Origin of the sequence: Bacillus horti (assembly GCF_030813115.1) — a bacterium.
GTDB classification, from domain to species: domain Bacteria; phylum Bacillota; class Bacilli; order Caldalkalibacillales; family JCM-10596; genus Bacillus_CH; species Bacillus_CH horti.
Genome location: NZ_JAUSTY010000009.1, coordinates 96,788 through 109,003, shown reverse-complemented (window position 1 = coordinate 109,003; position 12,216 = coordinate 96,788). Strand labels below are relative to the sequence as shown.

Sequence of the window (12,216 nt, the reverse complement as noted above, 5' to 3'; positions counted from 1 at the left end):
TTGTCACTCCAGCCTTGGAACAATTAATCGTTTTCCATTTTCGAGCTGCATAGGATTATAAATGTGATTGGCCTTAGCGATACTTCTCCAAAGCGTTGGGTCCTCATACTCCTCATTCGCAATCATCCACAATTGCTCTCCATGATGAACCATTCTCTGCTTCGTCCGATCTGCAGATTGTCTGGGTATGTCCTGATACTGCTCTTTGACCGTTTTTGTCTGCTGGAAGGTGACCTTTAACGTGGCCCGCACCGGAATTCCCGATTGCAAAAACATGGTGAACTGCTGTCCTACCTTTTGGACGATTCCACGAAAATCTAAGGAGCCCCAGACAAACCTGCACATCGGTGGAGTATGAAGATCAGAATCAATGGCCATCAGCTTCGTAATTTTCTTTGTATAATCCCTTACATCCTTTTGAGATTCATACGTGTCAAAAAAAAGCTCCATCGTTAAAGAAGGGGTTTTCCCGCTAATAAATTGCCCTACAGGCATAGATAAACCTGCTGATGTATGCCACGTATAATCGTTTTCCGTATCTAGCGAATATTCATTAGGGTTAAATAAAACATCGATCTTTTCCTCTTTCCTGTTTCCATAATCAGCAATGATTAGTGCTTTGGTTAATGACATGCTTGATCACCCTTACTTTACTTAAAATAAACCTCTGCGTTGTCTTTCAAATTCAAATTTCTTTTCTAGCTGGACGTAAATTCGATCAATAAACTCCTCCAGATTAAAGTCGGGAGAATCGAGATCTAAGGAGGTCTGTTTATGATTCTCGCTAACATCTATTTTCAAACGCTCGTGATCTGTGGAAATATGCTGCACCTTCCCTTGTAGCTCCCCAACCCTCTCATGTAATTCTTCAATGATTTGAAGCTTCTGAGCTTTAGCGTGATCAATGGCTACAAGATTAGTAGAGTCAGTTTCAATAGATGTAGAGCGTTCCGTTTCTCGTTGCTGAGTCGTTTGCTTAACAGCATGTACAACTGGATCTGGTGGATCGCTCATGAATTGAAGCTCTGCTGGACGGACATCTACTTGGCTTTCAAAGGTAGATTCTTTATTGGCAAGGCTAAAACTTCTACTCATAGCCCCCTGTATATTAGATACTCCAGACCACTCCCTCAATGAGTCCAAGTGATCTACCCTGTTTAGTTTTAATAAAGTGCCTAAATTAGCAGGCTTGCTACTCACAATTGACCCTAAACTCAATCCAAGGCTCGTTCTGTTCGATACAGACGTAGTTTGAGAATTATATTGAAGGCTAGATTCAAGCAAATTCTGCTGATTAGTCTGATGAAGGATATGAAGCTTATTCTCTTTAATGAAGCTATTTGTGTATAACATTTGCTTTGATGCCTGCTGTATAAATGAATAAGGCTCCCGGTTCTTCCTTATCATACGATCGTTCAACCTTTTTTTTATACCAGTTATTCTAGCAGCGGCGTTTAATAATAGGTCAGTTGTATGACTTAAGCTTGCAGCTGTTAGAAGTTCATTATGGATCCGTTCAGAGCTACGAATGAGCTCAAGTCTATTAATAGAGTTAGAACGATCTGTGAACGTAGAGCTAAATATGCGCTCTAGACGTTGGATTAAAGTAGTGCTTCTAATTTGCTTAAATCTGCTAGCTAACCCTAACCCTAAAATGTTTAGACGATTCATTCTGTTTAAGGACACAGACCCGTTCTTTTGCTCCACTCTGCTTCTAATCTCGTCATTAAGTATGTATTTGAGTTGAATACGATGAATAGATTCAAAGTTACTTAAAGCAACATCAAGGCTACTAGAATAGTTTGACCTGATCAAAAGTTCTATTTGTGTTCCTAGACCCAAATTGGATACACGATATAGCCTGTTGGAAAACACTCCTCTGCTCATAAGCTCAAGCCTGTTTATGCTTGTTGAATAACTTGCTAGATTACTTCTAAGCTTAGCTTCCCTTTTAGACTCCTGCATGGTTAAAGGCTTAGACTTGTTTACGCCCTTGAAGCTACCTAAGTCTTCAACGTAGTCTATAAGCTCTAAGGTATTAAGGTCCAAGCTATTTAATATCTTTAAGCTATCCCTGTTACGAAGACTAGGTATATACTCTAGTCTATCTTGACCGTCCAGAGTTAAGCTAGCTAGTATCTTCAGACTGCCTCGCTGGTGGAAGCTGTATAATTGCTTTAGAACCCCTTGAACTTTACTAGCTGGATTCATTAATCCAGCTCTATTCGATAAGCTGTCTATCAGCTTAAAATTCCTAGTAAGCACTGAAATATCTAAGTTCTCTTTTTTACTTATAGGCTTAGATGCACTGAAACTATCTATATGACTGGTGAAAAAAACTCTATTCTCTCTTTTAAAGTTATTTATATAGTCATACCTATTCATGCTCTCGAAGTTACTTATGAAATTAACTCTATTTTGGCTCTCAATATTTCTTGTGAGATTAACTCTATTTTGACTCTCAAAATTTCTTGTGAAATCAACTCTATTTTGACTCTCAATATTTCTTGTGAAATCAACTCTATTTTGACTCTCAATATTTCTTATGAAATTAACTGTATTTTGACTCGCAAAATTTCTTAAGAAATCAACTCTATTCTGGCTCTCATCATTAAGCGTACGCTCAGTTCTGTTTTTACTTTCCAAACTCTTTATGAGATCAGTTCCGTGTATACTTTCTTCACTCCGTATGACATCAGTTCTGTTTTCTCGCTTAATGGTACTTATAAGGTCATTCCTGTGTTTTCTTTCTTTACTTCGAACAACATTAGCTCTGCTATTGCCCTCTTCTAAATGATTCACCCTGCTTAGATATTTACTGCTGTGTATAAGCTCCAATCTGTTCATCCAATAGGAGCTACTTGTAAGATTATGACTAGTCTTAATCAGATAGCTTTTAAAGCGTTCTGAAATCCTTACAGATTGCTGTCTATTCATCCAAATGATTCGACCTGTACGTTCAAAACGGTTTACGTTCCTCAAACTCTGAATAGACTCGACTATGTTTGCTTGATTTATCCACCTTGAAAGCCTGTAGCTAATTTTCTGTTCCAGACTATTTTTAAACTCGGGGCTGCTATGATCTTCCAATCCAGCTGACATAGCAGCTAAGCTAGAGTGTTCGGTTTGCTCTAAACTCAATACTTGTGTAAATAATAGCTTCCTTTCTCTAGCTAATACTAACTGACGCCATAAATCTGTAGACGTCAAGCGCATAAACCTTTTCCAATGAATGACTTGCATAAGCGAATGCTCATGATCTAAGTGGCTAAATAATGAACCTGTCTCTATAGAAAAGGAGCCAATTTCATTCAGACCTGTATCAGTACTTTTCTTGAACAAAACCGAATTTTCTTTATACACCGCTGACTCTTGCAATGCTAAAATCTTACTTCTATCTGACCTTATAGCTTCAACGGCTTTGGAAATACGATGCGCGGGAAAAATAAACTCGTGATCATCTACCAAATTGATATTCTTTATAATAAGCTCTAAGTCATTCATTTGATAGTTAAGCTGATGTTCATAACTACGTTCAATAGTCCAGCTATTTTCACCCTGAGTCCATCTATTCTCTCTGCGATCGTCTGAAAGAAAGCGTTCCTGAAATTGGTTAATAGCTTTAATGGCAAACAAATTATGACGGCTAAAAATTCCATGAACCCAAGCAAGATGAAGGGAAAAGCTCTCATTCCTTGATAGCTTTTCTATTTCTTTCAAATTTTCTAAAGTGACCTTATTTTGTCTCATTACTATCTGTTTGATAGATAATGCATTTAGGTTCACTGAGTGAATATAGTGATTATAATAAGCCCGATCATTACTATGTATAGGTGATAGATTCTTCATTAATCGTTGGGTTTGTCTCAGTGTGTTGCTAACATCTGAGTAAAAGGAATAAGAATTAGAATGATTATCTATGAAAACTTCTTGATTAATAGAATAGTAGCCTTCCTTTATCTTTGAAGCCTGCTCTCCTACTTGTAAGACCTGTAAGATTTGAACAAACTGATGATATGCAGTAGTTAAGTCTCCTGATCCTGAACGTAAATGCTTTAAGAAAAATAAAGCTAAGTGCCCTAAATAACTTTTTTCTATATTCGAATACTTGTTTAGAATACGATGAATAAAGCCTGAATTAGAGATACTTATTCTTTTTAAGGAGGGTTGAATACTGGTGCTTTTAATAACCCATTTGCTTATCTTCATATCGTTTCTCCTCACTTAGCCAAACTTCCTAAACAGTATACGTTAGCCTTCACTCCAGCTTAAATTAATTTAGTGTAAATAGCCTTTAAGCCAGTATGGACCAATTCTATAGACTCGATCCCAATCTCATTACGGGTGGCATTAAGATCAGGTCCAGACCACTTGATGGGATAGGCACCCGTAAAGTTCCACCTGCATATTTCCATGCCAGACCGATCCACTAAGATAATTGCTCCATCACGCCTAAAGGACTGGCCAGGCTGTACGCTCATATACCATTCCCACAGTAAGGTTGAATGGGAGATTCCCCTTTTGAGTACTAGGTTAGAATACTTCATTCTTTTAGGAAACTGATGAGGATACTCATTAAGCCCACCTTCATAATACTGATGTAGCTCCTGCTCAGTCTGTAAGCCTGTGACCTCCGAAAAACCTGCCGTGAAAACTCCCCCTAGCTCCACAAAAAATCTAAAGGAACCCATGACATTCCTGCGGGGCATACTCATATTTATTGGCACTTTTTTCTTCACCTCTAACTAAACACGTCAAATGGATTTTTCTTTTCTTCGACACCATTGACATTACGATTAATTTTAGATATTTCATCACACCATTTTCGGCGATCGCGATGCTCCATATTCATGATCTCCTCCTGAGACCAGTGGAAATAATAGGCTATGAAACCAACCTCTTCATAGATTTTATCGATTGGGTAGCTTACTATGCCTCCCTGCTCAGTTCTAAAAAATCCAGCGGCACCTCAAAGGAATGATCACATTTCGGACATTGAGTTTTCAGATTCGGATTTTCTAATTCATTAATACGCTGGTAGAAATTTTGTAGAAAAGCAAGGTCAGTTGTAAAAAGACTCTCGATCGTTTTCGTATCGATTCCTGGCAGATCCCCGAGCTTTGTAATAACTCTGGCTAACATAATAATCGTTAGATAGCTTGGGTTTTGCTGAACGCGCGGATCACGCATAGGTAAAATTTCATCCGCTGCAGTAGCAAGGCGCATCCTACCTTTTTTATGAAGATTACCTTCCTCATCCACGAAACCCTTTGGTAAATCAAAAGAAAATTCTGTTTGAAAAGCCATTTGGCCGACACTCCATTCTAGTTCATAGTAGGTTTAAAAAGTCCCTTCTCTTAAAATGAACATGTAGCTCTTCCAAAAGAAGTGACTTTTTAACCAGATATTAGCTTTCATTATTCTGTCATTCGGAACTCATCCGTAGGACAAACTCATTCTTATTTTGTTCTCTGCATGCCCTCGTGAGCAATTTCTAGAGATTCAATCGCAACCTCGTTCCCTGTCCCCTTAAAGTCTGGCGCACTATATTTTGTTGGCCATGCTTCACTAACCTGCCAAGTTGCTACATCGTTCCCTTCCTCATCAAGGGCGATAATAGTCACTAATTTCCTTGTAATTTTGCCACTGACACACTCACTTAGCCAGTTATATAGCTCCAAGGAATCGGTCACACCACGTTTCAGTGTAATGTTGCCATACTTTGTTAAGCCCGGCAGCTTGGAGACAGTCGTCACCTGATTGCCTTCTCTGTATTCAATCACATCAACAGTTGCATCATAGCCTGATACGTCACTAAAGCCCCCCTGTTGAAATCCATCTATTTCTACTCTAAATCTAAAATTCCGGTAAGGATCTTTTCTTTCAGCAGCCATTTAGCATTCTCCTTTCTAACCCCTATTCCTCATTCGTTTTTTGTGTAATTCTAAAGATGACAAACTCAGCCGGCTTAACAGGGGCTACTCCAATTACGCAAATCAGTCGACCGTTATCAATATCATCCTGGGTCATCGTACTGCGACCAATATTAATATAAAAGGCCTCAGAAGGACTGCTACCCATTAAAGCGCCGTCTCTCCAAACTCTAGTTAAAAAGGCATCGATGGTGCGATGAACTCTCGCCCATAGCTGCTCATCATTCGGCTCAAAAACAACCCAGTTCGTTCCGTTTTTAATAGACTCCTCTAAGAAGATAAATAATCTCCTTACGTTGACATACTTCCAAAGCGTATTCGACGAACAGGTTCTTGCTCCCCACACTCTGATTCCTTGTCCTGTAAATGTGCGAATAAGATTAACACCTTTAGGATTAAGAATGTCCTGCTCCCCTTTGTTATACTGAACGTCTAATCCTACTGTCCCTCTAATCACTTCATTTGCAGGAGCTTTATGCACCCCACGTGTTTGATCTGAACGTGAGAAGACACCTACAACTGAGCCTGACGGTGGGATATAAATATTCCGTTTGTCTAACGGATCAAATACCTGTAGCCATGGGTGATACATAGCCGCATAGCTTGAATCAAAAATGTTACGATGGGTTAATACATCGGCAACTTTCGTTTTATCACGTGGTATATCCAGTACCGCTATGCGGCTTTTTACGTTTTCACAATGAGCTACTAGGGTTAATTGTACGTTAGGGTCCGTAATTCCCGGCGCCGCAATAATACTAACCTCTTCGTTATCAATAAACGCTTGAATACCCGAGCGCTTCCCAGGCCCAAGGTCTTCTCCATTATAATCGGCTGCTGAAAGCTGACCTGCTGAGCCATCACTTCCACCACTAAGTGTAATCTGATAGGAAAGCAGGACTGCCTCTCCCCCAGAAATAACTTGCACAGGTGGGAGAATCGATTCCTGATCTAGGTGGTCAGCCTGTACACTAACATTAACGATAGCGGAACGCGCTAGAACCTTATCGATATAATTTGGAGCAGAAATATTAAGAGAAACCTTCTCAAACGTCTCCGCCTCGTCCCCATAAAAAACGTGGATATTAAACTCTGATGTAGCTAGGATTTTTTCTGGCAATAAATTCTGATCTACCACATCGCCCTCTAGAGCGTTTTTTAGCTTAATTTCATTATCCTGTGCGGAAACAACTCTGTTGTAAACAACCGATTCTCCATCAATGAAGGAAACAACGTCCCCAGCATTGAAGCCTGCACTATTTTTAACACGATACGTATTCCCCTCAAGCACATCATAGATTTGTGTTTTTGCCTTGCTATCCGGCTCTAGCACTATACGGATTTGGTTGCCCCAGGCGCCGGGGTTTTTAGCTGTGATATGTAAGACTGCGCCCCCCTCAGATCCCTCCGATACATTGCTTGCCGATTTAGCATTAGGTGGGGCAACCCTCATCACATAGCATCTTGATCCACCATTAATAAAAAAGTGCTCCACAGCGTACGCTAAAAATCTATATTCACCAAATTCATTTTCGGATAGGTAGCTACCGTATAATCTCCTAAAATCAGCAAAACTAGTAATAAGCTCTGGCAGTCCTTGAATGGCTCCTCTTTGGGCTAACCCGATAAAACCAGCCGTACTTGTACTTGATCCCTCTAAGGGCTGTCCGCCACTATCAAATTCCTCAACATATACTCCTGGAGATAAATATTCTGCCATCCTTCACTAGCTTCAAATCGTCACAAGTAGCATGACACTTGAAGCTTCCCCCCTTTCCCTTACAAGCTTAATAGTTAGTATTTACGTTCATAAACCCTTTGCATCAAAAGTTATTTAGGTAATGTGATCGCACCTAATTGATGGACGTCCCCCGTTAAGATCCTCACCTCTTTCCCTATGCTTTGATCAAGATAGCTAATCCTTAGAGTAGCTTCAAATTCCCTTAGTCTGGTACTGCGAAAAATGACTAAAAGCTCCCCCCTTGAGTCACTATAAGCCTGTACAATGGGGAGTAAATATGTCCCTTTTTCCATTGCCTTTGTCAAAGGATTGACTAGCTTAATCTTTTTTTGAGCCTCCATTATCTGCGCAATCTGACACTCCCCCTGTGTCACTTCACTTTCTTGTATTGAGGATTGAAGAGTATATTGATCTCCCACAGCTATAACACCCTGTACCTGACTGATGAACAGTTGATCGGAAGCCTTGGTAGCGTCCCGCGACAATCTAGCTATGGATGCTTCTCTTGACCTCATCATGGCTCTTACAAGCACCCCAGATAAAGGAGCCCCATTAGAATCTCTGAGCATCGCTCTTAGAATTGTAGCTCCTTGGTGTACAGGATAAGCTGGAGTAGGGAAGAGAACAATGTGAGTAACACTATAAGCATTTTTATTCTCCGAGTGCTGTTCTACAATAACCTCTTTTCGGGCAGGCATGTAATACTCTGATTGAATGGTAATGTTGTATGTACCTGTTGGTAAATCTGTAAAGACATATGTTCCTTGATCCTTTTGGATAGGTCTCTGCCTACTTCCTTCTAAGTAGATTACAGCATCATTCCCTACTGGAGTACCTCCTGTATAAGCATCTATTAATTGAACAACGATCGAGCACCTCGTTTGCCATACCACTTTACGCAGCTCTGTCACACCTCATCCCTACCCCTGTAAATGAATATTTTTCTCCAAAACTCGCTTTGTGGTTTGAATCCTTCTAGAATCGATTTGGATTGGTCCTACGGTGTAAGCTAGGCTTAACTTAAAAGGTGTATCTGGAAAAAAGTTTTGGATTATATCTAGGTTTGACTCCTCCAATACAATGCGTAGGACTTCATTTTTCTCAGCCAATGTTCCCATGAGATTCGGACTTCTTAGAATAGAATGGTCATATAGAACCTGCATGGCTCGTCCTAAAATCCTTTGTTCATCTAACGCACGAGCTTGAAGCTCAGCTGATGAATGAGCAGTAATTAAATAATGCAGATCAACGCTCATCGGTGGATGCTGTAGCTGATCATGCCCTCGCCGAATTGACTCCGTTTGGCGATGAGTCCCATTTTCTGAGATATGATAAAGAAATAAAGATAGCTGTAAATCCCCTTTATCTGAAGGATGACTTAAACCTATTCGTTCTGGCTGGGTAATCGGCTCCGGAACCATGTGCTCTACAAGCAACTGAACAATAGAACGGCTGGCGTCGGCCATTACCGAGTAATCTCCTATAATAATCCCTCCTTCCTAGGTGTACAAGATTAGTAGGTTTCGAGCTCATTTAGCAGAAAAATTTTGCCTGATTTTTGTACCTCATGTTTGGCAGCCTTTATGATATGCCTCATCCCTATTGGTTCTTCTTGCTCTGCAGCCAAAAAAGCAGAAGCTACAACAATATTTTTAATTTGACCCCCTGATAGCTCTAGCTTCTCAGCTAAGTAGACCGTATCTAAGTCAGTGCTGAGGGGCGCTGAGCTCGGAAATAGAGATTCCCAAATTTGCTGGCGATAAGCTTGATCAGGGAAAGGGTACTTGATGACAAACTGAATCCTGCGTAGAAAAGCCTCGTCAATATTCTGTAAATAGTTCGACGCTAAAACAGAAATTCCTTCATATTCCTCAATTTTCTGCAGGAGGTAGGATGTTTCAATATTAGCGTATTTATCATGAGCATCCTTCACCTCAGAGCGTTTTCCGAATAAAGCATCTGCCTCATCAAAAAACAGGATGGCGTGGCTGGATTGCGCTTGAGCAAAAATCTCCTGTAGATTTTTCTCTGTCTCCCCAATATATTTACTAATGACCTGAGACAAATCAATTTTATACAGCTGGAGGTTTAACTCATGGGCTATGATTTGCGCCGACATTGTTTTTCCTGTACCTGGTGGGCCAGTAAAGAGTAAGCTCAATCCTTTACCGTAGGCTAGTTTTTGATTAAAGCCCCAAGCTCCATAGACTACATGCCTATATTTAATCTGATTACAAGCATTTCTTAGTTCCATTTTTTGCTCATCGGGGAGAATCAGGTCATCCCATGAATACCTTGGATCCACCCTTTGCGCTTTACCCTCTAAGCCATGCTCAACTTGCATATAGCAAGCTTGATGAAGATCCTCTAACGTAAGAAAGAAGGACCCCTGAGTATTTCTCCATTGCCCTAAATGTCGAGCTTGGATAAGAGCATTTTCAATTTGTCCAAATGTAAATCGAAATTTACTTGCGATTCCTCCCCAATCTATCTTTTGTTCAAACGGATAAGCTTTAGAAAGCTCCTCCCAAATCAGTTTTCTTTCTGCTATTTCGGGGGTTTTGAGGTGAATCGCAATAAAGCCATACTTCCTTGTCATTTCAACAGGCTTAAGCTGTTTATCAGCTAATATGAAGACAGGTGTTTTTATATTAGCTTGCTCAAGCTCTTGCACAAACAACAGCTTTCTCTTTTCTTCAGTCAGATCGATGGTCGCAGGAGAAAATAATACGTGAGCATTATAAAAGCAAAGAATTGCCTTCTGTAGAATCGACTCTCTTATACTGGAAAGTAACCCTTGATGAAAATCGCCATCCTCCAGAAGCATTTTTCTCAAATCAATTAATATGAGGCTTTGGCCTATGTTTCTAGCATATTGCTTAACCTGCAGCTTTTTCCCCACTCCATTTTGACCATACAAGTGAAAGAAGAATAATGGGCTATTAGATTTACTGCACAGTAAGTGGGAGGACATAAATTGATTAATATGATCTTGGACATTGTCTGCTTGTACAGCTTGGATAACTTCAAGCTGATCTAGAAGAGGATTAAATCTATTGGTGAATGCTGCAATTGAACTTTCTATTTGGTCTGAGTTTAGCAAGAAGCTAACTACTCTCTCTTCTAATCGAAAGGTTCTGGACATAAAAGACAAGGCAGACTGTTCTTCGTCCATCCTCAATAAGAATGTCATGAATCGAGATTTTTTCAAAATAGACTCTCTAGCCTCAATTCGTTCCAATTCTGTTAATTGGCAGAGCTTCATAGCTAAATCAAGGGTCGGTCTTTTATAGGTCACATCATCCTGCAAATAGGCAAAAATCTTTTCATACTTACGATGCTTCTCAAAAGCTACAGCAAGAATAAGAAGCTCTTTTTCAAATGGGCTCAGTTGAAACTCTTCAACCAAATAAGCCAATGGTAAATGAAGCTGATTTGCCCTACTCTGCTCTATTTTGTGTGCGATCAACTGTTCAAAGTGTTCAATCTCTTCCCTTAATTCTTGAATGTATTCCAAAGAGGTAGCTTCTTCCTCTATAAGTAACCGTCTGATTTCCTCTTCAAATAGAACGAGCCCCTTTAAATGATCCATGGCAGGATTATCTTCTGCTGCTTTTTTATAGGTCAAATGAAGGTTTATTCTTAAGTCCAAGAGCTTAAGCTCTTCATCCATATGCTCCTCTGCACAATGATATATTTCCAAAACATCGCCTCATTTTGACAAAATTCGCAAATTGCACAAAAAAACACATACAGCTAAAACACCTGAGTACTATCTGTCCATTTCCTCCCCAAGCTTTAGAGCTTCTGCTCCCATGCGATCTGCCTCCTGCTCTAATCCGCGATCATCATTAATTGGGACCCCTTCTTTAAACTGCATAGTAGGTTTAACTCTACCCTGGCGTTGTTGCACGACATGCCAGGCTTCATGAGCAAGGTGCTTTTCTTGCCCTTGGGCAACATGAATCTGATTTCCTTGAGCATAGGCTAACGCATTAAGCTGAGCAGGCTTGTCCGAGTTATACTGAACTTGAACATCTGATAAATCCATACCTGATAGGCTTTCAACCCCAGCTTTAAGCTGGTCCGGAAGGCCTGTTTGATTTTCTTTACGCTGAATCGTCTTAGGCTGTAGCAATTCCTCTTCATCAAGCTCAACACGTTGCATAGGATCTGTTTTTCGTTGAATGTGCTCTTCTGACTGTAACTGAGTAGACTGAGCACCAGGGCTCATAGGTACTTGAATATGCTGAGATGTTGGATTCAATTGTGAGTAAGATTCAAGGAGCTGTAATGTAGCCTGGTTTCCTATAGCCCTTTGGGCTATAGCTATACTGGAGGATGTAAGTGTCTGGTTGGGATAGCTAAGTATAGCCTTAAGCTGAGTGGCGGCATGCTGTTGTGTAGAGTCTAAGGAGTGATTCTTTTTTTTCTGAGCTGCCATTTCCTTTTCAGTACGTGTTTGAGACTGATTGCCGTGCAATCGTCTATTTTTCAAGTTCCATACTCCTTTCATCATTTACTTTAATTACTGTCTATTTG

The 12,216-nt window shown here is 40.2% G+C and carries 11 protein-coding genes; all 11 read right to left on the bottom strand.

The window, feature by feature from the left end; translation table 11 throughout:
• Positions 1-3 precede the first annotated feature (3 nt).
• The 11 genes from J2S11_RS12090 to J2S11_RS12040 all read right to left on the bottom strand — a co-directional run bounded on the left by J2S11_RS12090 (position 4) and on the right by J2S11_RS12040 (position 12,172).
• On the bottom strand, positions 4-633 hold the full coding sequence (locus tag J2S11_RS12090; protein ID WP_307394865.1) for a CIS tube protein: 630 nt from the start codon (positions 631-633) through the stop codon (positions 4-6).
• A gap of 21 nt (positions 634-654) precedes the next feature.
• Complete coding sequence (locus J2S11_RS12085; protein WP_307394863.1) at positions 655-4,209, bottom strand: hypothetical protein; 3,555 nt, start codon at positions 4,207-4,209, stop codon at positions 655-657.
• Between the two features lie 59 nt (positions 4,210-4,268).
• Complete coding sequence (locus tag J2S11_RS12080) at positions 4,269-4,727, bottom strand: phage tail protein (RefSeq protein ID WP_307394861.1); 459 nt, start codon at positions 4,725-4,727, stop codon at positions 4,269-4,271.
• A 14-nt stretch (positions 4,728-4,741) separates the two neighbouring features.
• Positions 4,742-4,909: a DUF6760 family protein gene (locus J2S11_RS12075; RefSeq protein WP_307394970.1), complete on the bottom strand. Its 168-nt coding sequence runs from the start codon at positions 4,907-4,909 to the stop codon at positions 4,742-4,744.
• Between the two features lie 20 nt (positions 4,910-4,929).
• Positions 4,930-5,307, bottom strand: coding sequence for a phage tail assembly protein (locus tag J2S11_RS12070; protein WP_307394859.1), 378 nt, complete (start codon positions 5,305-5,307; stop codon positions 4,930-4,932).
• A 152-nt stretch (positions 5,308-5,459) separates the two neighbouring features.
• The gene (locus tag J2S11_RS12065) at positions 5,460-5,894 is read right to left on the bottom strand and encodes a phage tail protein (RefSeq protein WP_307394857.1); all 435 of its coding nucleotides are present in this window, start codon (positions 5,892-5,894) and stop codon (positions 5,460-5,462) included.
• Positions 5,895-5,916: 22 nt separating this feature from the next.
• Positions 5,917-7,653 (bottom strand): phage tail sheath family protein, encoded by a 1,737-nt coding sequence (locus J2S11_RS12060; protein ID WP_307394855.1) that lies wholly within the window; start codon positions 7,651-7,653, stop codon positions 5,917-5,919.
• A 110-nt stretch (positions 7,654-7,763) separates the two neighbouring features.
• On the bottom strand, positions 7,764-8,585 hold the full coding sequence (locus J2S11_RS12055; protein ID WP_307394853.1) for a hypothetical protein: 822 nt from the start codon (positions 8,583-8,585) through the stop codon (positions 7,764-7,766).
• Between the two features lie 9 nt (positions 8,586-8,594).
• The gene (locus J2S11_RS12050; protein WP_307394851.1) at positions 8,595-9,140 is read right to left on the bottom strand and encodes a Pvc16 family protein; all 546 of its coding nucleotides are present in this window, start codon (positions 9,138-9,140) and stop codon (positions 8,595-8,597) included.
• 47 nt (positions 9,141-9,187) lie between these two features.
• Complete coding sequence (locus J2S11_RS12045; protein ID WP_307394849.1) at positions 9,188-11,377, bottom strand: AAA family ATPase; 2,190 nt, start codon at positions 11,375-11,377, stop codon at positions 9,188-9,190.
• Between the two features lie 69 nt (positions 11,378-11,446).
• Complete coding sequence (locus tag J2S11_RS12040) at positions 11,447-12,172, bottom strand: eCIS core domain-containing protein (protein ID WP_307394846.1); 726 nt, start codon at positions 12,170-12,172, stop codon at positions 11,447-11,449.
• Positions 12,173-12,216 lie beyond the last annotated feature (44 nt).